This window comes from Streptomyces cinnabarinus, assembly GCF_027270315.1.
Lineage (GTDB): Bacteria > Actinomycetota > Actinomycetes > Streptomycetales > Streptomycetaceae > Streptomyces > Streptomyces cinnabarinus.
Window position 1 is genome coordinate 4,605,686 of record NZ_CP114413.1, and the last position, 23,204, is coordinate 4,628,889.

Annotated in this window: 22 protein-coding genes and 2 tRNA genes; 16 read left to right on the plus strand and 8 right to left on the minus strand. The window is 69.8% G+C overall.

Annotated features, from left to right (window positions below; all coding sequences use genetic code 11):
* Nucleotides 1-40: 40 nt before the first annotated feature.
* From gyrA to STRCI_RS20820, 3 genes are all read left to right on the plus strand, one after another.
* A complete protein-coding gene (gene gyrA, locus STRCI_RS20810; RefSeq protein WP_269660458.1) occupies nt 41-2,635 on the plus strand; it encodes a DNA gyrase subunit A in 2,595 nt (864 codons plus the stop codon).
* 17 nt (nt 2,636-2,652) lie between these two features.
* Nucleotides 2,653-3,387, plus strand: a complete 735-nt coding sequence (locus tag STRCI_RS20815) for a DUF3566 domain-containing protein (protein ID WP_269660459.1) — start codon at nt 2,653-2,655, stop codon at nt 3,385-3,387.
* Nucleotides 3,388-3,475: 88 nt separating this feature from the next.
* Nucleotides 3,476-3,549: transfer RNA gene (locus STRCI_RS20820), tRNA-Ile, on the plus strand.
* A 199-nt stretch (nt 3,550-3,748) separates the two neighbouring features.
* Here STRCI_RS20820 and STRCI_RS20825 read toward each other — a convergent pair.
* Nucleotides 3,749-7,705 (minus strand): WD40 repeat domain-containing protein, encoded by a 3,957-nt coding sequence (locus tag STRCI_RS20825; protein WP_269660460.1) that lies wholly within the window; start codon nt 7,703-7,705, stop codon nt 3,749-3,751.
* Between the two features lie 431 nt (nt 7,706-8,136).
* Here STRCI_RS20825 and STRCI_RS20830 point away from each other — a divergent pair, with 431 nt between their 5' ends.
* A complete protein-coding gene (locus tag STRCI_RS20830; RefSeq protein ID WP_269660461.1) occupies nt 8,137-9,351 on the plus strand; it encodes an amidohydrolase family protein in 1,215 nt (404 codons plus the stop codon).
* A 50-nt stretch (nt 9,352-9,401) separates the two neighbouring features.
* The gene (locus tag STRCI_RS20835) at nt 9,402-9,602 is read left to right on the plus strand and encodes a ferredoxin (protein ID WP_269660462.1); all 201 of its coding nucleotides are present in this window, start codon (nt 9,402-9,404) and stop codon (nt 9,600-9,602) included.
* Here STRCI_RS20835 and STRCI_RS20840 read toward each other — a convergent pair.
* The 3 genes from STRCI_RS20840 to STRCI_RS20850 form a co-directional block, all read right to left on the minus strand.
* On the minus strand, nt 9,590-10,339 hold the full coding sequence (locus tag STRCI_RS20840; RefSeq protein WP_269660463.1) for a glycosyltransferase family 2 protein: 750 nt from the start codon (nt 10,337-10,339) through the stop codon (nt 9,590-9,592). The genes STRCI_RS20835 and STRCI_RS20840 overlap by 13 nt on opposite strands.
* An 8-nt stretch (nt 10,340-10,347) precedes the next feature.
* The gene (locus STRCI_RS20845; protein WP_269660464.1) at nt 10,348-10,932 is read right to left on the minus strand and encodes a UTRA domain-containing protein; all 585 of its coding nucleotides are present in this window, start codon (nt 10,930-10,932) and stop codon (nt 10,348-10,350) included.
* A 122-nt stretch (nt 10,933-11,054) separates the two neighbouring features.
* Nucleotides 11,055-11,498, minus strand: coding sequence for a DUF6344 domain-containing protein (locus STRCI_RS20850; RefSeq protein ID WP_269660465.1), 444 nt, complete (start codon nt 11,496-11,498; stop codon nt 11,055-11,057).
* A 329-nt stretch (nt 11,499-11,827) separates the two neighbouring features.
* Here STRCI_RS20850 and STRCI_RS20855 point away from each other — a divergent pair, with 329 nt between their 5' ends.
* The gene (locus STRCI_RS20855) at nt 11,828-11,956 is read left to right on the plus strand and encodes a DLW-39 family protein (RefSeq protein ID WP_003999697.1); all 129 of its coding nucleotides are present in this window, start codon (nt 11,828-11,830) and stop codon (nt 11,954-11,956) included.
* 92 nt (nt 11,957-12,048) lie between these two features.
* Entirely contained in the window at nt 12,049-13,395 is a 1,347-nt protein-coding gene (locus STRCI_RS20860) for a hypothetical protein (protein WP_269660466.1), read from the plus strand.
* 22 nt (nt 13,396-13,417) lie between these two features.
* Here STRCI_RS20860 and STRCI_RS20865 read toward each other — a convergent pair whose 3' ends face one another.
* Together STRCI_RS20865 and STRCI_RS20870 are read right to left on the minus strand one after the other, a co-directional pair.
* Nucleotides 13,418-14,680 (minus strand): serine/threonine-protein kinase, encoded by a 1,263-nt coding sequence (locus tag STRCI_RS20865; protein WP_269660467.1) that lies wholly within the window; start codon nt 14,678-14,680, stop codon nt 13,418-13,420.
* Nucleotides 14,681-14,855: 175 nt separating this feature from the next.
* Nucleotides 14,856-15,404: a helix-turn-helix domain-containing protein gene (locus STRCI_RS20870; protein WP_015659234.1), complete on the minus strand. Its 549-nt coding sequence runs from the start codon at nt 15,402-15,404 to the stop codon at nt 14,856-14,858.
* 183 nt (nt 15,405-15,587) lie between these two features.
* On the opposite strand from STRCI_RS20870, the gene STRCI_RS20875 reads away from it, so the two are divergent.
* A tRNA-Ala gene (locus STRCI_RS20875) sits at nt 15,588-15,660 on the plus strand.
* Between the two features lie 151 nt (nt 15,661-15,811).
* Here STRCI_RS20875 and STRCI_RS20880 read toward each other — a convergent pair.
* A complete protein-coding gene (locus STRCI_RS20880; protein ID WP_269660469.1) occupies nt 15,812-16,519 on the minus strand; it encodes a DUF5324 family protein in 708 nt (235 codons plus the stop codon).
* A gap of 304 nt (nt 16,520-16,823) precedes the next feature.
* Between STRCI_RS20880 and STRCI_RS20885 the strand changes: the two genes are divergently transcribed.
* Together STRCI_RS20885 and STRCI_RS20890 are read left to right on the plus strand one after the other, a co-directional pair.
* Nucleotides 16,824-17,351: a peptidylprolyl isomerase gene (locus STRCI_RS20885; RefSeq protein WP_269660470.1), complete on the plus strand. Its 528-nt coding sequence runs from the start codon at nt 16,824-16,826 to the stop codon at nt 17,349-17,351.
* 113 nt (nt 17,352-17,464) lie between these two features.
* Nucleotides 17,465-18,352 (plus strand): rhomboid family intramembrane serine protease, encoded by an 888-nt coding sequence (locus STRCI_RS20890; protein ID WP_269660471.1) that lies wholly within the window; start codon nt 17,465-17,467, stop codon nt 18,350-18,352.
* A gap of 277 nt (nt 18,353-18,629) precedes the next feature.
* On the opposite strand, the gene crgA is transcribed toward STRCI_RS20890, so the two are convergent.
* Nucleotides 18,630-18,884, minus strand: a complete 255-nt coding sequence (crgA, locus tag STRCI_RS20895) for a cell division protein CrgA (protein WP_269660472.1) — start codon at nt 18,882-18,884, stop codon at nt 18,630-18,632.
* A gap of 141 nt (nt 18,885-19,025) precedes the next feature.
* Between crgA and STRCI_RS20900 the strand changes: the two genes are divergently transcribed.
* Genes STRCI_RS20900 through STRCI_RS20925 form a run of 6 tightly spaced genes read left to right on the plus strand, consistent with a single transcriptional unit; the run spans nt 19,026 to nt 23,153 of the window.
* Nucleotides 19,026-19,805 carry a DUF881 domain-containing protein gene (locus STRCI_RS20900; protein ID WP_269660473.1) on the plus strand — a complete coding sequence of 260 codons (780 nt, stop codon included), beginning with the start codon at nt 19,026-19,028 and terminating at the stop codon, nt 19,803-19,805.
* A gap of 19 nt (nt 19,806-19,824) precedes the next feature.
* A complete protein-coding gene (locus STRCI_RS20905) occupies nt 19,825-20,520 on the plus strand; it encodes a class E sortase (RefSeq protein WP_269660474.1) in 696 nt (231 codons plus the stop codon).
* 54 nt (nt 20,521-20,574) lie between these two features.
* Complete coding sequence (locus tag STRCI_RS20910) at nt 20,575-20,736, plus strand: hypothetical protein (RefSeq protein WP_015659211.1); 162 nt, start codon at nt 20,575-20,577, stop codon at nt 20,734-20,736.
* Nucleotides 20,733-21,371: an aminodeoxychorismate/anthranilate synthase component II gene (locus STRCI_RS20915; protein WP_269660475.1), complete on the plus strand. Its 639-nt coding sequence runs from the start codon at nt 20,733-20,735 to the stop codon at nt 21,369-21,371. Before STRCI_RS20910 ends, STRCI_RS20915 begins: the two co-directional genes overlap by 4 nt.
* Nucleotides 21,368-22,396 (plus strand): class E sortase, encoded by a 1,029-nt coding sequence (locus STRCI_RS20920; RefSeq protein ID WP_269660476.1) that lies wholly within the window; start codon nt 21,368-21,370, stop codon nt 22,394-22,396. Before STRCI_RS20915 ends, STRCI_RS20920 begins: the two co-directional genes overlap by 4 nt.
* A 13-nt stretch (nt 22,397-22,409) precedes the next feature.
* Nucleotides 22,410-23,153, plus strand: a complete 744-nt coding sequence (locus STRCI_RS20925) for a class E sortase (RefSeq protein ID WP_269660477.1) — start codon at nt 22,410-22,412, stop codon at nt 23,151-23,153.
* Nucleotides 23,154-23,204: the final 51 nt, after the last annotated feature.

Consider the following 23,204-nt stretch of genomic DNA (forward strand, 5'->3'; position numbering starts at 1 on the left):
CGGTCTCAGCTGACCGCACCAGGAAGGATCTTCACCAGCAATGGCCGACGAGAACACTTCTGTCACCCCTGAAGAGGGCGGCGAAATCGTGATGCGTATCGAGCCCGTCGGGCTCGAGACGGAGATGCAGCGCTCGTACCTCGACTACGCGATGTCCGTCATCGTCTCGCGTGCGCTGCCGGACGTCCGGGACGGCCTCAAGCCCGTCCACCGCCGTGTGCTGTACGCGATGTACGACGGCGGCTATCGCCCCGAGCGCGGCTTCTACAAGTGCGCCCGCGTGGTCGGCGACGTCATGGGCAACTACCACCCGCACGGCGACTCCTCGATCTACGACGCGCTGGTCCGCCTCGCGCAGCCGTGGTCGATGCGGATGCCGCTGGTGGACTCCAACGGCAACTTCGGCTCCCCGGGCAACGACCCGGCGGCCGCGATGCGCTACACCGAGTGCAAGATGGCGCCGCTGTCGATGGAGATGGTCCGTGACATCGACGAGGAGACCGTCGACTTCACGGACAACTACGACGGCCGCTCCCAGGAGCCGACCGTCCTGCCGGCCCGCTTCCCGAACCTGCTGATCAACGGCTCGGCCGGTATCGCGGTCGGCATGGCCACCAACATCCCGCCGCACAACCTGCGCGAGGTCGCGTCGGGCGCCCAGTGGTACCTGGAGAACCCGGAGGCCACGCACGAGGAGCTGCTGGACGCCCTCATCGAGCGCATCAAGGGCCCGGACTTCCCGACCGGCGCGCTGGTCGTGGGCCGCAAGGGCATCGAGGAGGCGTACCGCACGGGCCGCGGCTCGATCACCATGCGGGCGGTCGTCGAGGTCGAGGAGATCCAGGGCCGGCAGTGCCTGGTGGTCACCGAACTGCCGTACCAGGTCAACCCGGACAACCTCGCGCAGAAGATCGCCGACCTGGTGAAGGACGGCAAGGTCGGCGGCATCGCGGACGTCCGGGACGAGACGTCGAGCCGTACCGGCCAGCGTCTGGTGATCGTCCTGAAGCGGGACGCGGTCGCCAAGGTCGTGCTGAACAACCTCTACAAGCACACCGACCTGCAGACCAACTTCGGCGCCAACATGCTGGCCCTGGTCGACGGCGTGCCGCGCACGCTCTCGCTGGACGCGTTCATCCGGCACTGGGTGACGCACCAGATCGAGGTCATCGTCCGCCGTACGCGCTTCCGGCTGCGCAAGGCCGAGGAGCGGGCGCACATCCTGCGCGGTCTGCTCAAGGCCCTGGACGCCATCGACGAGGTCATCGCGCTGATCCGGGCCAGTGACACGGTCGAGATCGCGCGTACGGGCCTGATGGAGCTCCTGCGGATCGACGAGATCCAGGCCAACGCCATCCTGGAGATGCAGCTGCGGCGACTGGCGGCCCTGGAGCGCCAGAAGATCGTCCAGGAGCACGACGAACTCCAGGCGAAGATCAACGAGTACAACCAGATCCTCGCCTCCCCGGTCCGCCAGCGCGGCATCGTCAGCGAGGAACTCGCCGCGATCGTCGAGAAGTACGGCGACGACCGCAAGACGATGCTGGTGCCCTTCGACGGCGACATGTCCATCGAGGACCTGATCGCCGAAGAGGACATCGTCGTCACCATCACGCGCGGCGGCTACGTCAAGCGCACCAAGACGGACGACTACCGCTCCCAGAAGCGCGGCGGCAAGGGCGTACGCGGCACGAAGCTGAAGGAAGACGACATCGTCGACCACTTCTTCGTCTCCACCACCCACCACTGGCTGCTGTTCTTCACCAACAAGGGCCGGGTCTACCGCGCGAAGGCCTATGAGCTGCCCGACGTCGGCCGGGACGCGCGCGGCCAGCACGTCGCCAACCTGCTGGCCTTCCAGCCGGACGAGGCGATCGCCGAGATCCTCGCCATCCGGGACTACGACGCGGCGCCCTACCTGGTGCTGGCCACGAAGGCCGGTCTGGTGAAGAAGACGTCGTTGAAGGATTACGATTCGCCGCGCTCCGGCGGTGTCATCGCGATCAACCTGCGCGAGCGCGAGGACGGCTCCGACGACGAACTGATCGGTGCCGAGCTGGTCTCGGCCGAGGACGATCTGCTGCTGATCAGCAGGAAGGCGCAGTCGATCAGGTTCACGGCCACGGACGACGCGCTGCGCCCGATGGGCCGTGCCACCTCGGGTGTGAAGGGCATGAGTTTCCGCGAGGGCGACGAGCTGCTCTCGATGAATGTTGTTCGACCCGGTACGTTCGTGTTCACTGCTACAGACGGTGGGTACGCGAAGCGGACCCCTGTCGACGAGTACCGCGTTCAGGGACGCGGCGGCCTCGGTATCAAGGCCGCCAAGATCGTTGAGGACCGTGGATCGCTCGTCGGTGCGCTGGTGGTCGAGGAGACCGATGAGATCCTCGCCATCACGCTCGGCGGCGGTGTGATCCGCACGCGCGTCAACGAGGTCAGGGAGACGGGCCGTGACACCATGGGCGTCCAACTGATCAACCTGGGCAAGCGCGATGCCGTGGTCGGCATCGCACGTAACGCCGAGGCGGGGCGCGAGGCGGAGGAGGTCGACGGCACCGACGCCGTCGACGAGACCGCCGACATGGCCGCGGCCAGCGGCACGGACGAGGGTGAGGCGCCCTCGGCCGAGTAGCACGAGGAGTGAGTCACGTGAGCGGAGCCACGGGCGCCGGATCGGCCGGTACCTCCAGGGGTACGGACACGGACGGCGGCGGCCGTGGCTCCGCCGCGCAGACCAGTGACTCGTCTTCGCCCGACACGCATGGATCCCAGGGGGGAACTGTGACGGACACCCGAGGCCCGCAGGCCCAGCAGTACGCGGCCGGCCCGGCCCCGGCGGACCGGCAGCAGCCGGCGCAGGCGGTGCCGACGGCGTCGCCGCTGCCCGGCGAGCGGCAGCCGCAGCCCTCCTCCGGGCCCTACCACCCGCCGCAGGCCTACCCGGCGGCCGCTCAGGCCCCCGGCGCGACCGGCGCGGTCCGCCGGCCGCGCACGGGTGCCCGGACGACGCCGCGCACCCGCAAGGCGCGGCTGCGGGTGGCCAAGGCCGACCCGTGGTCGGTGATGAAGGTCAGCTTCCTGCTCTCCATCGCGCTCGGCATCTGCACGATCGTCGCGTCGGCGGTGCTGTGGATGGTCATGGACGCCATGGGTGTCTTCTCGACGGTCGGCGGCACCATCTCCGAGGCCACCGGCTCCAACGAGTCCAACGGCTTCGACCTCCAGTCCTTCCTGTCGCTGCCGAACGTCCTGATGTTCACCTCGATCATCGCGGTCATCGACGTCGTCCTCGCGACGGCGCTCGCCACCCTCGGCGCGTTCATCTACAACCTCTCCGCGGGCTTCGTGGGCGGTGTCGAACTGACACTGGCCGAGGACGAGTGAGGGTCCCCGACAACCGATTTTGGGACTGCGCACCACGTGCGCTAATCTTCAGGAGTCAGCGCGCGGGAAATACACCGCAGAGCGCGGCGGGGCTATAGCTCAGTTGGTTAGAGCGCATCCCTGATAAGGATGAGGCCACAGGTTCAAATCCTGTTAGCCCCACAGCGATAAGACCCCCGGTCCACATGGGCCGGGGGTCTTTTGTGTGACCGGATGACATGGAGGACAAGAAAGCGCCCGATCGCTGGCGACGGGGGATGCACCAGCGATCGGGCTGTGGCCAACAGTAACAAGGCTGGTTGAACGGCGGGAGGCGGCCGTTCGGGACCGGGTGGGCGTTGTGAGCGGGATCACGTTCCCGTCAGGCCTCGCACGGGGGGTCGTAGGAGAGGCGGGGCAGGTACTCGTCCCACTTCTCCTCGGTCAGGACGCCCCGGGTGGTGGCGCAGATGTGGCGGACGGCGCGGTCGACGTCGAGGTCCCACAGGCGGACCGTGTCGGTGCCGCTGGAGACGCCCAGCAGCTGGCTCCGGGGGCTGAAGGCCAGGAAGTTGCCCGTCCTGGCGTTGGGGCTCATCGACTGGCCGATGGGGGCGGCGTCGGCGGGCGTGGTGACGTCCCACAGGCGGACCGTGTTGTCGTTGCCGCCGCTGGCGAGGGTGCGGCCGTTCCGGCTGAACGTCAGGGAGACCACCGCCTCGGTGTGCCCGGTCAGCGTGGCGGCCGGGGTGTGTGTCCCGGAGGGGTCGGTGACGTCCCACAGACGGACCGTGTCGTCGTCGCTGCCGCTGGCCAGGGTGCGGCCGTCGGGGCTGTAGGCGAGCACGTTGACGGGGCCCTCGTGGGCGTTGAGCGCGGCGCCCAGGGACTTCGTACGGCGGGGGTCGGCGGTGTTCCACAGGCGGACCGTGCCGTCCGCGCTGCCGCTGGCGAGGGTGCGGCCGTCGGCGGAGAAGCGCAGGGCGTTGACATAGCCGCGGTGGCCGGTGAGCGGGGCGCCGTACGGGGCCGGGCGGGTGGGGTCGGAGACGTTCCACAGCTGGAGTGTGCGGTCGTCGTAGGCGGTGGCGAGGGTGCGGCCGTCGGGGCTGAACGCGAGGGCGTCGGGGCCCATGAAGCGGGTGCGCAGGGCCAGGGGTGGGCCGTACGCGGTTGGGTGGGCGGGGTCGGAGACGTTCCACAGGTACACGGCGCGGTTGCCTGTCAGGACCGCGAGGGTGCGGCCGTCGGGGGCGAAGAGCAGGGAGCGCTGGCCGCCGTCGTCGGGCATGAACGGCTTGTTCAGGGCCATGGGGTGCAGCGGGTCGCGGACGTTCCACAGCCGGACGCTGCCGTCGCGGGCGGCCGTGGCGAGGACCCGTCCGTCGGGGCGGAAGGCGCCGCTGCGGCCGAACATGTCGGAGGTGGGGACCGACCACAGCCGCACCTTGCTGTCGCCGCTGCCGGTGGCCAGGGTCCGGCCGTCCGGGCTGAAGCCCAGCGCGTACATCTCGCCGCTGCTGCCCGCCAGCGGCTCGCCGACCTGGGAGGGATAGGCCGGGTCGCTGACGTTCCACAGGCTCGCGGTGCTGTCCGCGCTGGCGGCGGCGAGGGTGGCCCCGTCGGGGCTGAACGCCACCGACCAGATGGGGCCGGTGTGGCCGGTCAGCGGCGAGCCCAGCGCCCTGCCGCGCCCCGGGTCGGCGACGTCCCACAGCCGTACGGTGTCGTCGGCGCCGCCGCTGGCCAGGGTGCGGCCGTCGGGGCTGAACGCGACGGAGTGCACCAGGTCCGTGTGCCCGGTCAGGCGCCTGTCGTACGGCGTGGGGCGGCTCGGGTCGGTGATGTTCCACAGGCGGATCGTGTCGTCGTCGCCGCCCGCGGCCAGGGTTTCGCCGTCCGGGCTGAACGCCACCGAGCGCACGGCGGCGCCGGCGCCGGTCAGGGTGCTGACCGGCCTCGGGCGGTCCGGGCCGTCGACGTCCCACAGGCGGACGGTGCGGTCCTCGCCGGCGGAGGCCAGGGTGCTGCCGTCGGGGCTGAACGCGATCAGGTAGACCGTGGCCCTGTGCCCGGTCAGAGGGGTGCGCAGGACCATGGGGTGACGGGGGTCGCGGATGTCCCACAGGCGGATCGTGCCGTCGTCCGAGGCGCTGGCGAGGGTGCGGCCGTCGGGGCTGAAGACCGCGCTGCTCACCCAGCTCGTATGGCCGAACAGCGGCTTGCCGAGGGGTTTCGGGCGGCCGGGTTCGCTGACGTCCCACAGGCGGACCGTGCGGTCGTAGCTGGCGGTGGCCAGGAGCTTGCCGTCGGGGCTGAAGGAGGTCAGGTAGACGGCGCCGGTGTGGCCGAGGAGGGGGGTGGCCAGCGGGGCGTTCACGATGGAGAGCAGGCGGTTGGCGGTGCCCTCGTCGTCGGGGCGCAGCCCGTGCGCCACCAGGTCGAGCTGCGCCGACAGCGACGGGTCGGTGTACTGGACCCGGTCCGCCTCGGCGACCACCTGCTCGAACACGGCGTCGTTGCGCTGCTGCCAGGCCACCACCGCCGAACCCACGGCCACCAGCGCCAGCACCACCAGCGCCGACACCGCGCCCCGGCTGATCAGCAGGGAGCGCCGGCGCAGCCGTACCGAGGCGGTCAGGAACTCCACCGCGCTGCGGGTCAGGAAGGTGTCACCGGCGGACTTCGCCCAGGTGTGCGCCTGGTCGAGACGCGAGCCCCGGTAGAGCAGGGAGGAGTCGCGGTGGGAGTCATCCCAGGCCCGGCCGTCCTCCTCCAGGCGCTGGCGCAGCAGGTTGCCGCCGCGGTCCTCGTCGATCCACTCGCGCAGCCGGGGCCAGGCGTGCAGCAGCGCCTCGTGGGTGATCTCCACGGTCTCCGCGTCGAGGGTGACCAGACGGGCCTGGACCAGCGCTTCGAGGGACTCCTCCGTCTTGTCGGGGTCCGTCGACTCCGCCGCGAGCTGGCGCCGGGTGCCGCGTCTGCGCGTGGCCTGGGTGTCCTCGCCGAGGCGCACCAGCCGCAGCAGCAGTAACCGGGCCGCCGTACGGGCCGCCGGGTCCAGACCGGACCAGGCCCGCTCGGCGGTCGCCGCGACCGCGCCCTGGATCCCGCCGGCGGCCCGGTAGCCGGCCAGGGTCAGCCGACCGGACTTGCGGCGCTGCCAGGTGGCGAGCAGGGCGTGCGAGAGCAGGGGCAGCACCCCGGCGTCATGGGCGCCGCGCGGGCCGTCGGCGCTGACCTCGCGGACGATCAGCTCGGCGAGGCCGGGTTCGAGCTCCAGGCCGACGGCCTTGGCCGGCCCGTTCACCGCCTCGCGCAGTTCGGCGCCGGACAGCGGGCCGAGGACCATGTGCCGGTGCTGGAGGGCGTCGGCGAGTTCGGGGTAGCCGAGGCACTGTTCGTAGAAGTCGGCCCGTATGCCGAGGACGACGAGGGCGGGGCCGGGCCCGCCGTCCTCGTCGGGGGCGGACGCGGCGTGCAGGAGCTGGATGAAGGTGTGCCGGTCGCGCTCCTCGGCGCAGAGGGTGAAGGTCTCCTCGAACTGGTCGACGATGACGACCGGGCGGCCACCGGCGGGCGAGGTCCGCCCGGCCCAGGCGGCGACGGCCGCGCGCACGGCCCGGGTGAAGCGCCCGGTGCCCGCCCGCTCCCCGGCCGCCCCGGCGAGTTCGGGGATCCGCCCGGTCAGCTCGGCGACCGGATCGGCACCGGGGACCAGCTGGAGCACCTCCCGCCCGGTGTCCAGGGCGCCGTCCCGTACGGCGGGCACCAGACCGGCGTTGAGCAGGGAGGACTTCCCGGCGCCCGAGGCGCCGACCAGCATCAGCAGTCCGCCGGAGCGCTCCGCGGCCCGTAGTCCGGCGATGAGGGAGGCGGTGCTGCGCTCCCGGCCGAAGAACCAGCGGGCGTCCTCCTGGCGGTAGGAGGCGAGGCCCCGGTACGGGCAGACGACCGGGACGGCCGGTGCCTCGGCCGGGGGCTCCTCGGGCGCCCCGACCGGGTCGGCCACCGCCCGCTCCCACAGGTGCTGCCACTGCACCATGTCGTACAGCCCGGGGGACACCGGCGAGGGCCGGGCGCGCCGGGCGTGCGGGACGAGGACATGGAGGACGGCGGCCAGGGCGGCGAACTGGGCGGGTACGTTCTTCGCCCGCCGCCAGTCGCTGATGCGCTGCGCGGACACCCGTACCGGACGCCCCCGCTCGTCCACCCGTTGGAGCTGGACGACCGCCTCGGACACCCGCTTGAGGGGTGGGTTCCCGGCCTCCCGGTACAGCAGGGCAAGGCGTTCCGCGAAGGCTGTGCGTGCCCCTGAGTCGGAACTCAAGGCCTCCACCCCTTACTTTCCCCGCACTTGGACGTCCGGACCGGAAAACTCACTTTATACGGCTGACCTGGGCGTAAGCCCTGCGCGGGAAACCGGAACCTCCTCGGGGCGGGCCTCAACTGGCAGGATCACACCGCGTAGCCAGTTGACCGCGCGTCGTCCGGAGAGGCTGCCGGCGCCTGCCGCCCCGGCCGCGGTGACGGATGCCCGATCGTCCGCCCGCGAGCCCTTCCCGGCCTTCCGAGACCTCGGTCCGCGTCATCGCGCGGGACCGACACCGACGCGTCGTTTGGCACCGGTCCCCGCGAGGGGAGGGACCGGTGCCGAACGACGCGGCTTCCTCGTTCCCGTCGTCCGGCGCCCGGCGCTTGCCGCTTTCCTCCCGGGGCCGTACCTTCGTTTCTGACGAACCGTCAGATGCGAGCCGGGAGGTGGCCGCAGTGGCCGAGGTCGTGAACGGTGCCAGGGAGCTGCCCAGGGTCATCAGCGTGGACGATCATGTGATCGAGCCCGCTCATCTCTTCGAGACCTGGCTTCCGGCCAAGTACCGGGACAAAGGCCCCAAACCCTTCACCGCCGGGATCGGTGAGCTGGAGTACGTCGGCGGGAAGTACCGGTTCACCACCGATCCGGACGGCCAGATCACCGACTGGTGGGAGTACGAGGGCGAGTTCTTCCCGTACAAGCGGATCATCGCGGCGGTCGGGTTCTCCCGGGACGAGATGACGCTCGACGGGATCACCCGGGAGCAGATGCGGCGGGGCTGCTGGGACCCCAAGGCCCGCCTGGAGGACATGGAGATGAACCATGTCGAGGCCTCGCTCTGCTTCCCCACCTTCCCGCGCTTCTGCGGCCAGACCTTCGCCGAGGCCAAGGACAAGGAGGTCGGGCTCGCCTGTGTGCGCGCCTACAACGACTGGATGGTCGAGGAGTGGTGCGGCGACAGCGGCGGGCGGCTGATCCCGCTCTGCCTGATCCCGCTGTGGGACATCGACCTGGCCGTCGCGGAGATCCACCGCAACGCCGCCCGCGGGGTGCGCGCGGTGACGTTCAGCGAGATCCCCACCTATCTGGGACTGCCCTCGATCCACTCCGGCTACTGGGACCCCTTCTTCGCGGCCTGCGAGGAGACCGGCACGGTCGTGAACATGCACATCGGGTCCTCCTCTCAGATGCCGGCCGCCTCCCCCGACGCGCCGCCCGCCGTCCAGGCCTCGCTGAGCTTCAACAACGCCATGGCCTCGATGATGGACTTCCTCTTCTCCGGAGTCCTGGTGAAGTTCCCGCGGCTGAAGCTCGCCTACAGCGAGGGCCAGATGGGCTGGATCCCGTACGCCCTGGAGCGCGCCGACGACGTCTGGGAGGAGCACCGGGCCTGGGGCGGGGTGAAGGACCTGATTCCGGAGCCGCCGTCGACGTACTACTACCGGCAGATCTTCTGCTGCTTCTTCCGGGACCGGCACGGCATCGAGGCGATCGACACGGTGGGCGTGGACAACGCCACCTTCGAGACGGACTACCCGCACGTCGACTCGACCTGGCCGCACACCAAGCAGGTCGCGGCCGAGCATGTGGCGGGCCTGTCCGACGAGGTGACGTACAAGCTGCTGCGCGGCAATGCGATCCGCATGCTCGATCTGCCCTTCGACCGCTGATTGACGGCCCCGTGGCAGGGGCAGTCACCCGGTGAGAGACGGGAGTGCAGATGACGAAGGTCTCCGTGGACCCCGAGCTGTGTTACGGATCCGGTGAGTGCGTCCACCGCGTGCCGTCCGTCTTCACCGCGGCGGACGGGTTCGGAGCCGTCATCGCCGGGCGCGAGGACAGCGGGGCCGAGCCGGAGGTGCGGGAGGCCGCGGAGCAGTGCCCGTCACAGGCCATTGTCCTCGGCGGTCAGCCCGCGTAGGTCCAGTACGTGGCCGCGAGCGCCCGCGCCCGTGCCTCCGCCACCGCCATCCGCGCCGCCCGCTCCGCCGGATCGACATGCGCCGCCTGGCCGGTGGCCTGCCCCTCCCACTTGCGGTAGAGCAGTCCGGCCTCGGCGCTGAACCAGCCGCGGCTCACCGCGTTCAGCGCGAGCAGCAGACCGGTGTCCTCGGAGGCGGGCAGCGCCATCCAGCCGCCGAGAGCGAGCAGCAGGTCCCGGCGCACGCACAGCGTGGCCGGATGGACCTGGGCGCGGAAGCCGTTGGCCCGCCAGAAGTCGAGCACCGCGCCCCGCTCGACGGGACCCTCGTCGGGGTCGGGGAAACCGGCGGTGGAGCCGTCCGGCAGCAGGTCCAGCGCCCGCGAGGTCGTCCACCCGATGCCGTGCCCGCTCTCCAGGACGGCCAGATCCCGGGCGAGCGCCCCCGGGGTGAGCCGGTCGTCGGCGTCCAGCACCTTCACGTACGGGCCGTCCGCGTGCGCCAGCGCGATGGTGCGGGCGACCCCGGGACCGCCGGGCCGCCCCTGGCGGAAGGTGACACGGTCGTCGTCGGGGAGGTACGGGGTGACGGCGTCGCCCGTCCCGTCCTCCTGCACGACCCAGTGCCACTCCCATCCCGCCGGCAGCTCCTGCGCGCACAGGGAGGCGTGCGCCTCGGGCAGGAAGCGGGCCGAGGGGCCGTGGACCGCGGTGACGATGCTGACGCGCCGGCGCACGGCGGCCCTCACCACCTTTCCAGACACGTGGTGAACAGCAGCTCCGTGCGGTCGCCCGGCAGCGTGACGCGGCAGACCTCCACGACGCGGCCCCGGATGTCGTACGACGTCTTGCGCAGCGCCAGGACCGGAGCGCCGCACGGCAGTTCCAGTGCGGCGGTCTCAACAGGCGTGGGCTGACGGGCGGTCACCCGTTCCTCGACGCGATCCACTTCGATGCCGACCGTGTGCAACTGATGCTGAGTGCCGCCGGGCCAGGGCTCGTTGGCCGGGTCCAGCAGCGCGGGGTTGGCGGCGATCAGGTCGCGGAGGAGATACGAGGTGACCAGAGAGAACGGGGCGCTCTCGGTGGCGTGGCGGGTGCGGTAGGCGCGTTTCAGGAGCGGGGTGCCGACCGGGACGCCGAACGCGTCGGCGAGTTCATCGGTGGCGCCCATGTGGTGGTAGTCGGCGTGGAAGACCAGGTCGGAGCAGTCCAGACCGGTGTCGTGCTCGGTGGCTCCTATGCCTGCTCGCTCGGACCGGGGGTGGTGCACCCGGTTCTTCTCCCACTGATGACGACGGCTGTCGCGGACGGCGGGCGTGCGAGGCATGGGATCAGGCTACGACGAGGGCCTGCCGCTTCTTCGAGTGGCCGGGCCGGTGTGGGGCCTGGGGTGTACGTGAAAGGAGTTGTATGGGTGAAGCAAGAGGGGATGCAAGGGAGCTCGCGCTGTCAGCGCTGCAGCGGGATGGGGGCGGCCTTGGCCTGGGCCGGAATGGTGGTCGAGGCACAGTGGACGGCTTCCGGTCCGGCTTCCGGTCCGGTTTCCGCTCCGGTTTCCGCTCCGGCCTGTGATGCGACCTGCGATTCGGCTTCCGACTCGGCTTCCGTGTCGGTCAGTGAGCGGTGGCGGCAGCTCGGGGTCTTGCCGTGTGCCTCGGCGCGGATGCGCTGCTTCATCGTGGGGGGCAGTGACCTGGCATGGGTCGCCCAGGCCCAGTAGGACATCGCGGGCGCCACGGACTGCTCGGTGCTGTCGCTGTCGCTGTTGCGGGCCGACTCGGTCTGCGGTACCGCCGCGGCGGCGGTCGTGGTGATGAGTCCGAGCGCCGTGCACAGCGCGAGGAAGGCGGTGACGATGGCGGTCCACAGCGTCATGACCTTGTTCCGGGCCATGGTCCCTCACTTTCGGGTTGGGCGGATTTGCGTACTTTCCTCATGATGTGTATGGGGGCCGAGAAGTGGTGGACCTGCGCCCGTGGCGCGTCGATGTTCAGATGAACACCACTCGGATGGGTGCAAGGAGTGAGGAAAGTGGAGAAGAGCGCCCAAAGTAACCGTCCGTAGGGATGTGATCACCCTCAGATCGGAACGGCGGCGTCCGTTCTACTGCGGCCCCCCGGAGGGGAGTTGGGGCCCTCAGTACAGGTCACCGATCGATATCGGTCGGTGTGTATAGTCGGGCGCCAGAGGTCCCCTACGTCAAGGAAAGACGAGGTCGCGCGGTGAAGAAGCTTCTCCTGGTCGCACTGGCCGCCATCGGCGGGCTCCTCGTGTACCGCCAGATCCAGGCGGATCGCGCCGAGCAGGATCTGTGGACGGAGGCGACCGACTCCGTGCCCACGGGTTCGTGAGTACCGACAAGTCGAACTGAAAAACAGACCCCGGCCGTGGTTGCGGTCGGGGTTTTGTGTTGCTGCTGCGCGGTGCCGCCGAGGTGGGCAGGATGAGTGCGACGACGACGAGGGGGCGGGTCATGGGGCGGGGTACGGCGTGGTGGCGTGCGGTGTGCCGCGGGGCCGTGGCGGTGGCGCTGCTGGGTGCGGGGGCCGGTACCGGGTTCGGCGCCTGGGCGCCCTCCGCGGTTGCGGCAGGGACGCCGACGCCGTATGGCTTCTCCCCGGACGCGACCACCGTCCCGGGTGTGGCGGGCACCGCGGACGCCGCCCGGCTGGAGCCCGGACGGACGTACCGCAGCTCGCTCCCGGTGAGCGAGGCCGTCCACTACCGCCTCGAACTCGACGCCACCACCAACGCCTACGTCTCCGCCACCGCGGTGCCCCCGGCGGACGCCGACCTCTCCGCCTCCGACGGCATCCGGGTGTCCGTGCAGGACGCCGACGGCCGCTCCTGCAACTCCGAGACGGAGAACTTCGGCGGCGGCAGCAGCGCCCGCCCGATCACGGCGGTCGCCCTGCGCGAGCTGTCCGCGGCGCGCACCCGCTGCGCCGAGGCGGGCACGTACTACGTCGTCGTCGAGCGGGTGGGTACGACCACGGCCGCCGACACCGCCTGGGACCTGGAACTCGCGACGTTCTCGGAGCCGCCCCCGGCCGGTCGCGCGTCGACCGAGGCCCCCCGGACCTGGAACTCCGAGCCCCCGGAGCCCGTGACGGGCGATGCCGTACGGCGCGCCGGCGGCGCGGGGTTCGCCTCGGCCGTCGCCGTCGACCAGGGCGTCTGGCGCTCCGACCTCTCACCCGGGCAGACCGTCTTCTACAAGGTGCCGGTCGGCTGGGGCCAGCAGGTGTACGCCGCCGCCGAACTGGCCGGTACGGCGGAGGGCTCCCGGATCGTCGTGGGCGCACTGGAACTGTCGCTGCATAACCCGGTGCGCGCCCCGCTCGACGACGCGAACCTCAACTACGACGGCAGCCGGCGCTCCACAGCCCTCGAACCGCTGGCGCCGGTGGCGTACGAGAACCGGTACGGGAACTCCGACCAGATCAAGGGGATGCGCTTCGGGGGCTCGTACTACCTGGTGGCGCATCTGTCCGCGCAGATGGCCGAGCGGTTCGGGGACGGGCCCTTCACCATGACGCTGCGGGTGCGGGTCGAGGGTTCCGGGGAGCTGGGGCCCGCCTACGACGGGCGGTTCATCCCGCAGGGCGTGTTCGCGCCGGTCGCCGGTGCGGGGGAGTCGTCGGATGCGGGGACCTCCGGCGGCGCAGACGAGAAGGACGACACCGCCATGACCGTCGTCGCGGTGAGCGGGATCGGCGGGGGGACGGTCATCCTGACCGTGCTCGGGGTGTGGACGGCCGCAGGGCGGCGGAGGGTCTCGTCGTCCTGAGTGCCCTGAGCCGCCTTGTGGTTCAGAGCTGGGCCAGGGCCCAGAACCCCGCGGCGTAGCAGGCCAGGGCGAGCAGCAGCAGCGGGATCGCGATCTTCGCGGGCGGCCCCGGCCGGCGGGCGGCGCGACGGCGGGCCGTGCGATGACCAATCGGAGGGGGAACCTCCGGGACCCGGGCGGTGTACGAAGCAGTAGAGGCTGTCTCGGACGGCTGATGCTGCGGCGGACGCTGGGGCAGGTGCGGCACCGGCGTCGGCGTCGGAGGCTGCGCGGGGTACTGCGGGATGTACGGCTGGGGGGTGGTCAGGACATGAGTGGGGTTGTACGGGGTCTGCTCCGGTTGTGGGGGCTGCTCTGGGAGCTGCTGAGGCTGGGGAGGGGTGGTCTCCACCCCCGGCGCCCTCTTCAGCGGCCCGTTCGGCCCGAACCCCTTGGGCAGGGGACCGAGTTGGTCGAAGATCTCGATCAACTCGTCGTCGGGGCCCGGCTCCGGCAGCAGCTCGGCCGCCGAGGCGAGCGCCTTGCGGGCACCGTTCGCCGTACGGAACCGCGCCAGCGGATCCGGCTGCAACAGCGTCGACACGACCTGCCACAGCGGCTCGGGTATCCCCTTGGGCGCCCCCGGAGTGCCGTGCGCGGCGAAGTACTCGATCAACGCCTTGGCGTCCGGCTTGGCCCCCTCCAACAGATACAGCGCCACCAGCCCCACGGCGAACAGATCCGAGGGGAAGTCCGGCTCCGCCCCCAGCATCTGCTCGGGCGCGAGATAACCCGGCGTACCCACCACGAGGTTGGTCTCGGTCAGCCGGGGCTCGCCCAGCCGCATCGCGATACCGAAGTCGGACAGCCTGAGCCGAGGCCGGCCCGTGCCCGTGGCCTCCAGCAGCACATTGGCGGGCTTGATGTCCCGGTGCACCACGTCCTCCGCATGCACCGCGGCGAGCCCCGAAAGGAGCTGGTCGAGCAGCGTGCACACAAAGGGCGGCGGAAGGGGGCCGTAGTCGCCGACCAGATGGACCAGCGAACCGCCGCCGACCAGATCCATGGTGAACAGGACCTTGTCGTCGTCGGCGGCCCAGCTGGCGGGGGCCAGCACATGAGGATGATCGATCCGGAGGGCCTGCTCACGCACGAAGCGCAGCAGGGAGTGCGCGTCGCTCTGCTGGAGCACCTTGGCGGCCACATACCGGCGGCGGCGGTGGTCCCAGGCACGCCATACCGCGCCCACCCCTCCGCGCCCGATCGGGTCGACCAGTTCGTACCGCCCGGCGAAGACCTCACCCATGGCTGTGCGTCGCTCCTCCCCCTCCGCTTACCCCCCTTGCTTCCCCCAGGACGAGCGATACGACTCCCCCTCGCGCTGTGAGACACAACCCCCTTGTGCCCCCAACCCGCCGTCCCCTCCGCCTACCCGTCCGTCTTCCCGGCTGCCGAACCCCCTCGGCGACCGGGACACACGGTCAGCTCTGGTGGGACTGGTAGTGCGCCACCGCGTCGGAGGTACGGCCGGCGCCATACACCCGCAGAAACTCCGCCAGCTCCGGATGACTCGGGGCGAGCGTGTCCGCGGCGTCGATGATGTCACCAGCGGCAGCGACCGAGCGCAGCAGCGACTGGATCTCCCGCACCACCCGCTTGACCGTAGGAGCCCCCGAACTGCTCGTCGTCTGCGTGGAGTTGCTGAGCACCGAGCCCCCCTGCGACTTCTTGATCTCCTCCATGCGCTCGGTGGCCTCGGCCGCGCTCACACTGCCGTCCGCGACCTGTCCGGCCAGATCCTGGAGCAGCTGTACCCGCTGCACCACGGCCGGATTGCCGATCTTCGCCCGCTGACCGCTCATCAGCTGCGACAACATCGGTGCGGACAGTCCCAGTACCCCCGCCAGACGCGCCTGGTTGAGACCAAGATCGTCTATGAGCTTACGGAAGAGCGCCCCCAGCGGCTCCCCATACCAGTTCCGCTGCAGTTCCCGCGCTCTTGCGGTGGCTTCCTGCTGTGCGGCGTCCATTGCGTCTCCCCATCGCTTCCCCAGAACCGCGGTTCGCTGTAGCGAACCACGCTGGAGCATCTTACGGAGAGTGGTCGTCCATCGGGACCCCCAATCTTTTTGCGAGATACGGGGGGCGACCCGGTACTCTGGTTCGCGACGCCCACCGGATACGCGGTTCTTCCGGCGGGACGTCCCCTTCCAGGGGCCTTAGCTCAGTTGGTAGAGCGCTGTCTTTGCATGGCAGATGTCAGGGGTTCGACTCCCCTAGGCTCCACAAAACACGCCCCCGACCTGCGGAAACGCAAGGTCGAGGGCGTTCTTGTCAGACCTGGGCGGCCGGTTTCACGTGAAACGACGCCGCGAGGCGGGAAACCCCCGACAGGTCTCCCGCCCCACGGGGCGTGGTGCGCGAAAGCGCCCTTGGATCACGGGCGTTCGTCGCGCTTCGCGGCCTCCTCGGCCTCCTTCGCCTCGACCTCGGGGTCCAGGAGAGGCTCGCTGCCGTCCACCGAAGTCAGGTGGCTCGCCTCCGGGACCTCAGTGGCGGCCGGGGGCTCGACCAGCCAGTCCGGGTTGGCCTGCTTGTCCCACCACTTCCAGGCGGCGAAGGCAGCGCCCGCCAGGACACCCACCACCAGCACCGCCTTCGCGAAGCGTCCGGCCCTCGACCCACGGTCGTGCTTCCGGGCCAGCCTCTGAATCTCCTCGGCCGGGACCTGGCCGCGCAACGCAACCAGTGCGGCCATGCTCCGGGCAGCGGCCTCGTCCCTCACCGGCACGGCCACCGCCACGGCATGCTCCAGCTTCGGCCGCGAATACTCCGCCGCCTGCCGGGCAGCCACACGAGTACGGACGGCGGCCTCCTGGGCGGCGTGGTCGACCTTCGGCGGTACATGCGTACGGGCCTGCTCCAGCCGCGGCGCCACATGCGCGTCGTACTGCACACGGGCCTGCTCCGCGGCCAGCCCGGCGGCCTGGGACACCTTCGGCGCGATGCGTACACGCGCCTCGTGCGCGTAGTGCGCGGCCTGGTCCTTGGCCGTACCGGCGTAAGGCGCCACCACTTCCGCGGCGTGCCGCACGCTGTCCTTCGCCGAGCCGGCTGCGGCGCGCACGCTGTCTTTGCGGGTCACGGGATCCTCCTCCTCGGTGGCGTTCTATATTTCGACTTTCCACCCTTTTAGGGATCATGCCTGTCAATGAGCCCGCGAGCATGTGAGGGCGGGCATCCGGGTCACAGAGTTGAATACAGGGCAACAGGAGCTTGTCGTCGACAATGCCACGGATCGGCGGTCGGCGCGCCCGGCCCGGGGCCACTCGGCCGGATTTCCGCAAGCGAAACCCCCGGGAATGCCCCCGGAAGAGAACGTCCGGGGACGTGGGGCGGGGACCGTGCGAGGATCGGGGAAGTCACCAGAGGACGACGGAAGGCACATCGTGGCCGAGCAGCTCTACGCCACCCTGAAGACCAGCCAAGGCGATATCGAACTCCGGCTGCTACCCCATCACGCGCCGCGGACGGTCCGGAACTTCGTCGAACTCGCCCAGGGCGAACGGGAGTGGACACACCCCGCCACCGGCGAGCGGTCCTGCGGCCACCTCTACGACGGCACGATCTTCCACCGGGTGATCAGCGGCTTCATGATCCAGGGCGGTGACCCGCTCGGTACCGGCATCGGCGGACCCGGCTACGAATTCGAGGACGAGTTCCACCCCGACCTGCGCTTCGACCGGCCGTATCTGCTGGCCATGGCCAACGCAGGCCCCGGCACCAACGGCTCGCAGTTCTTCATCACCGTCGTCCCGACCCCGCACCTGAACCGCAAGCACACCATCTTCGGCGAGGTCGTCGACCCGGCGAGCCAGAAGGTCGTGGACGCCATCGCCGTCACCGTGACCAACCCGCGCACCTCCCGCCCGGTCCAGGACGTCGTCATCGAGTCCGTGGTGGTCGAGACCCGGTAGGACAGCCCCCGGCGCCAAGCCGCCCGGACCTGTCCGAAGGGAACCAATCGCCCCGCTCATCCGTAGTCATGAAGCGGGGCGAACGCACGTCGGACGACGACTCAGGGGGTCTCATGGACCAGGCGCCAGACAGTGCGCAGCAGGCCCAGGGCCTGCCCGGCTGCTATCGGCACCCGGACCGCGAGACCGGCGTGCGCTGCACACGCTGCGAGCGCCCGATCTGCCCCGAGTGCATGGTCAGCGCCTCCGTCGGCTTCCAGTGCCCCGACTGCGTCCGCACCGGCTCCGGCACCGGACATCCACCCGCCGCGGCCCAGCCCCGCACGCTCGCGGGCGGCACCCTCACCGCCGACCCGCATCTGGTCACCAAGATCCTGATCGGTATCAACGTCGCGGTGTTCCTCGCCGTGCAGGCCCGGCCGTCGCTGCTGAACGACCTCTATCTCCTCGGCGCCTGGCCGCCCGCACCCTTCACCCCCACCCAGGGCGTCGCCGACGGCGAGTGGTACCGCCTGGTCACCTCGATGTTCACGCATGAGGCGATCTGGCACATCGGCTTCAACATGCTGAGCCTGTGGTGGCTCGGCGGCCCGCTGGAGGCGGCCCTGGGCCGGGCCCGCTATCTCGCGCTCTATCTGGTGTCCGGGCTGGCCGGCAGCATGCTGGCGTATCTGCTGGCCTCCCCCACCACGGCCACCCTCGGCGCCTCCGGTGCCGTCTTCGGCCTCTTCGGCGCCACCGCCGTGCTGATGCGCCGCCTGAACTACGACATGCGGCCCATCATCGCCCTGCTGGCGATCAACCTGATCTTCACCTTCAGCCCCGGCTTCAACATCTCCTGGCAGGCCCATATCGGCGGCCTCGTCGCGGGCGTCGTCATCGGCTACGGCATGGTCCACGCCCCGCGCGAGCGGCGGGCGCTGGTCCAGTACGGGACCGTCGCGCTGGTGCTGGCGGTGGTCATCGGCCTCACCCTGCTGAGGACCGCCCAGCTCACCTGAGCCGAGCGTTTCCACAGGTGAGCGGCAGTGTTGTCCACAGCTAGTGGCGGATCTTGTGCACACGGTGCGGGAACAGCTGTGCCCCCTGTCACTGACCGGTGTTTCCGCAGGTCAGGCAGGGGGCGAACAGACTTTCGAATGCCGGTACTTCCGTCACACCGGCGTCAACCTCCGAGGGGTTATCCACAGATCGTCTTTCTTTTCCCCATGTGGAAAACCTCTGTGGATAACTCAGGGGATAACCCTGGGCAGAGCTGGGTTCACCCGGTGGTGGCCGTTACTTCCACTGTGTGGAGACGCCGAATCCGGCGGCGATGAACCCGAAGCCGACCACGATGTTCCAGTTGCCCAGAGCGTCGATGGGCAGTGAGCCGTCGGTCACGTAGAACACCACGATCCAGGCCAGCCCGATGACGAACATGGCCAGCATCACGGGTGCGACCCAGGAGCGGTTGGTCAGCTTGATGGCGGTCGCCTGCTTCGCCGGCGGCGGCGTGTAGTCGGCCTTCTTGCGGATACGTGACTTCGGCACGAGGGTCTCTCCTGTCGATGCGCTGCGTGGCCGCGCAGGGAACTGTGGCTGGCTCGGGGCAGCGTAACTGGGGACTCTGAGTGCTCCCCCGGGCGTCCGTTAGCGTAGTGCTTCCGTGGCGCTGAAGGAGATAAGGGTACGTTGAGCAATTCTGCCGACTTCCCCCCGTCGGGATCCAGTCCTGCCCGCGGGCGTCGTCTGAAGCCCGTGCGGCTGCTCACGGCTGCCGTCTTCGCTCTCGCGGGCCTCATCTTCTTCACGAGTTTCAATACGGCCAAGGGCACCAATATCCGTACGGACGCGTCCTTGCTGAAGCTTTCGGACCTGATCCATGAGCGGAGCCTGAAGAACGGCGAACTGGACGAGTCCAACGCCACGCTGCGCGAGGACGTCGAGACGCTGGCCGAGCGGGACGACGGCAGTACCAAGGCCGAGGACGAGAAGCTCGCGGGCTTGGAGAAGAGCGCGGGCACCCAGAAGCTCAAGGGCGAGGCGATCACCGTCACGCTGAACGACGCCCCGCCGGACGCCACCGCCAAGCTCCCCGGCTATCCCGAGCCGCAGCCCGACTACCTGGTCATCCACCAGCAGGACCTGCAGGCCGTGGTCAACGCCCTGTGGCAGGGCGGTGCCAAGGGCATCAAGGTCATGGACCAGCGGCTGATCTCCACCAGCGCCGTGCGCTGCGTCGGCAACACCCTGATCCTTCAGGGCCGCGTCTACTCACCGCCGTACAAGATCACCGCGGTGGGTGAGCCCGGGAAGCTTCAGCAGGCGCTCGCGGAGAGCGCGGCGATCCAGAACTACATGGTCTACGTGAATGTGTACGGACTGGGCTGGAAAGTCACCGAGGACGGGGCGGTGACTCTTCCCGGTTACTCGGGCACAGTGGATCTGCAGTACGCCCAGCCCGTGGAGTGAGACCGACCGGGAGCCGCCGGTGCGCTTTGTGGTCAGGACCGTCAGCGAGCTGTGTATCACCGCCGGTACCGTGATCGTTCTGTTTGTCGTCTATGTGCTGTTATGGACCGGTGTGAAGGCCGACCATGTCATGGACGACCAGATCGACCAGCTTGAGGAGCAGTGGGCGCGGGGGAGCGTGCGGCCCACGGCGAGCGGGGCGCCGGGTGCCTCCGTGACGACTGCGCCCGTGCCGGGGCCGTACCGGGACGGCAAGCCTTTCGCGATCATGTACATCCCGCGGCTTGGTTTCACGTGGAACAAGCCGGTCCTGGAGGGCACCAGGACGGGCACGCTGAAGAAGGGTCTGGGCCACTACGCGCGGACCGCGCGGCTCGGGCAGAAGGGCAACTTCTCCGTCGCGGGCCATCGGCGGACGTACGGCGATCCTTTCAAGGACTTCCCCAGGCTGCGTGCCGGGGACGCGGTGGTGCTGACGGACGGGACGACCTGGTTCACGTATCGCATCGACAAGGGTCCCTACAAAACCGTGCCGACGGACATTGAGGTGATCGACCCTGTGCCACGTAAGTCGGGGTATACGCGTGCGGGCCGCTATCTGACACTCACTACGTGCGATCCGGAGTGGGGGCACAGTCACCGGCTGATCGTGTGGGCGCATCTGGACTCCACACAGCCTGTGGAGGCAGGGAAACCAGCGGCCCTGCGCCGTTAGTCTGGTGGGCGGTACGGCGTGTGTCTGGTGCCGTGGCGCTACGGAAGGAACGGCATGTACGGCTGGATCTGGCGGCATCTGCCGGGAAACGCGTGGGTGAGGGCGCTGCTTTCGCTCGGGTTGGTCGTGGCCACGGTGTATGTCCTGTTCCAGTACGTCTTTCCGTGGGCCGAGCCGCTGCTTCCCTTCAACGATGTGACGGTGGACAACCAGTGAGCGCGCGCATTCTCGTCGTCGACAACTACGACAGCTTCGTCTTCAACCTGGTTCAGTACCTGTATCAGCTGGGCGCCGAGTGCGAGGTCCTGCGCAACGACGAGGTGTCCACCGCGCATGCTCAGGACGGTTTCGACGGAGTCCTGCTGTCGCCCGGTCCCGGTACGCCGGAGGAGGCGGGTGTCTGCGTCGAGATGGTCCGCCATTGCGCCGCGACCGGTGTCCCCGTCTTCGGTGTGTGTCTCGGTATGCAGTCGATGCAGGTGGCGTACGGCGGAGTCGTGGACCGGGCGCCGGAGCTGCTGCACGGCAAGACCTCGCCGGTCGAGCATGGGGGCATGGGTGTCTTCGCGGGTCTGCCGTCGCCCTTCATCGCGACCCGCTATCACTCGCTGGCGGCCGAGCCGGACACCGTTCCCGCCGAGCTGGAGGTGACCGCCCGCACCCACGACGGCATCATCATGGGGCTGCGGCATCGTGAACTCCCGGTCGAGGGGGTGCAGTTCCACCCGGAGTCGGTGCTCACCGAGCACGGTCACCGGATGCTGGCGAACTGGCTGGTGGAGTGCGGCGATCAGGACGCGGTGGCGCGCTCCGTGGGGCTGGCCCCGGTGGTGGGCAGGGCCTCGGCGTGACCCAGCTGCGCCCCGAGCGCGAGTCCGGTGCCTCGTACGGGGAGCAGCCGTACGAGGGTTCCGGTGCGCTCGGGGAGTGGTACGGGAGTGCGGGGGCGGGTGAGGCGTGGGCGCAGCCGCCCGATGAGGAGACGGTGGCGCTGCGGGTAGCGGGCGAGTCCGTGTCCGCTTCTGGAGGCTCGTCCGCCGCTTCGGCTGCCGGAACCCCGGTCGGGGGCCGTGCGGCCCGTAGAAAGGCCGCCAAGCGGCGTCATGGGCGTCATGGGGGCGGAGCGCAGGCGGCGTCCGTGGCTGAGTCGGGGAGCCGGCCGCTGTCGCGGGTCGAGGCGCGTCGGCAGGCGCGGGCGCGGAAGCCCAGTGCGGGGGTGGTGGCGAGCCGGGCGATCGGCGAGGTGTTCATCACGACCGGTGTGCTGATGCTGCTGTTCGTCAGCTACCAGTTGTGGTGGACGAATGTCCGGGCGCACGCGCAGGCCGACAAGGAGCGCAACAGCCTCCAGGAGGACTGGGAGAGCGGCAAGCGGAACCCGGGGACCTTCGAGCCGGGCCAGGGCTTCGCGATCCTGCACATTCCCAAGCTGGATGTGGTGGTCCCGATCGCGGAGGGGATCAGCAACAAGAAGGTGCTGGACCGGGGGATGGTCGGGCACTACGGCGAGGGTGAGCTGAAGACGGCGATGCCTGATGCGAAGGCGGGGAATTTCGGTCTCGCGGGGCATCGCAACACGCATGGAGAACCGTTCCGGTACATCAACAGGCTGGAGCCGGGGGATCCGATCGTGGTGGAGACGCAGGACGACTACTACGTCTACAAGATGGCGTCGATCCTGCCGGTGACGGCGCCGAGCAATGTGAGTGTGCTGGAGCCGGTGCCGCCGGAGTCGGGGTTCACCGGGCCGGGGCGGTACATCACGCTCACCACCTGCACGCCGGAGTTCACCAGCAAGTACCGGATGATCGTGTGGGGCAAGATGGTCGAGGAACGGCCGCGCAGCAAGGGCAAGCCGGATGCGCTCGTGCAGTAAGGGCAGATGAACAGTGGCAGCGACCGCCGATCAGCAAGAGCTGACGGACATCCCCGCCTCCCCGCGGCGCCGGGGCACCGGCCGTATCGCGGCGGCGATCAGCGTCTTCGGTGAACTCCTCATCACGGCGGGCCTGGTGCTGGGTCTGTTCGTCGTCTACTCCCTGTGGTGGACGAACGTCATAGCGGACCGCAAGGCGGATCAGCAGGGCGACAAGGTCCGTGACGGCTGGGCCCAGGAGGCCGAGGACGGTGGCCCGGCGGCCTACGACTCCAAGAGCGGCATCGGCTTCCTGCATGTCCCCGACATGAGCAGGGGCGAGATCCTGGTCGAGAAGGGCACGGCGTCGAAGACCCTCAACGACGGTGTCGCCGGCTACTACACCGACCCGGTCAAGTCCGCGCTTCCCACCTCCGGCAAGAAGGGCAACTTCTCCCTCGCCGCCCATCGCGACGGCCACGGCGCGAAGTTCCACAACATCGACAAGCTGGAGGAAGGCGACCCGATCGTCTTCGAGACCAAGGACAACTGGTACATCTACAAGATCTACGCCACTCTCCCGGAAACCTCGAAGTACAACGTCAAGGTCCTGGGCGCGGTCCCGAAGGAGTCGGGCAGGTCCAAGGCGGGCCACTACATCACTCTGACGACGTGCACGCCGGTGTACACGAGCCGGTACCGGTACGTGGTGTGGGGCGAACTGGACCGGGTGGAGAAGGTCGACGACCAGCGAACCCTGCCGAAGGAACTCCGCTGACGGGCCTCCTCGCAGGGGGCGGTCACCCAGGGCCTCTTTGGGTGGGTCACC

Excerpts from the sequence above, each read along its gene's own strand:
- STRCI_RS20870 (WP_015659234.1), bottom strand. The coding sequence starts at position 15,404 with ATGGACGCCGCACAGCAGGAAGCCACCGCAAGAGCGCGGGAACTGCAG.
- STRCI_RS20890 (WP_269660471.1), top strand. The coding sequence starts at position 17,465 with ATGGACCAGGCGCCAGACAGTGCGCAGCAGGCCCAGGGCCTGCCCGGC.
- STRCI_RS20845 (WP_269660464.1), bottom strand. The coding sequence starts at position 10,932 with ATGCCTCGCACGCCCGCCGTCCGCGACAGCCGTCGTCATCAGTGGGAG.
- STRCI_RS20910 (WP_015659211.1), top strand. The coding sequence starts at position 20,575 with ATGTACGGCTGGATCTGGCGGCATCTGCCGGGAAACGCGTGGGTGAGG.
- gyrA (WP_269660458.1), top strand. The coding sequence starts at position 41 with ATGGCCGACGAGAACACTTCTGTCACCCCTGAAGAGGGCGGCGAAATC.
- STRCI_RS20865 (WP_269660467.1), bottom strand. The coding sequence starts at position 14,680 with ATGGGTGAGGTCTTCGCCGGGCGGTACGAACTGGTCGACCCGATCGGG.
- STRCI_RS20835 (WP_269660462.1), top strand. The coding sequence starts at position 9,402 with ATGACGAAGGTCTCCGTGGACCCCGAGCTGTGTTACGGATCCGGTGAG.
- STRCI_RS20860 (WP_269660466.1), top strand. The coding sequence starts at position 12,049 with ATGAGTGCGACGACGACGAGGGGGCGGGTCATGGGGCGGGGTACGGCG.
- STRCI_RS20850 (WP_269660465.1), bottom strand. The coding sequence starts at position 11,498 with ATGGCCCGGAACAAGGTCATGACGCTGTGGACCGCCATCGTCACCGCC.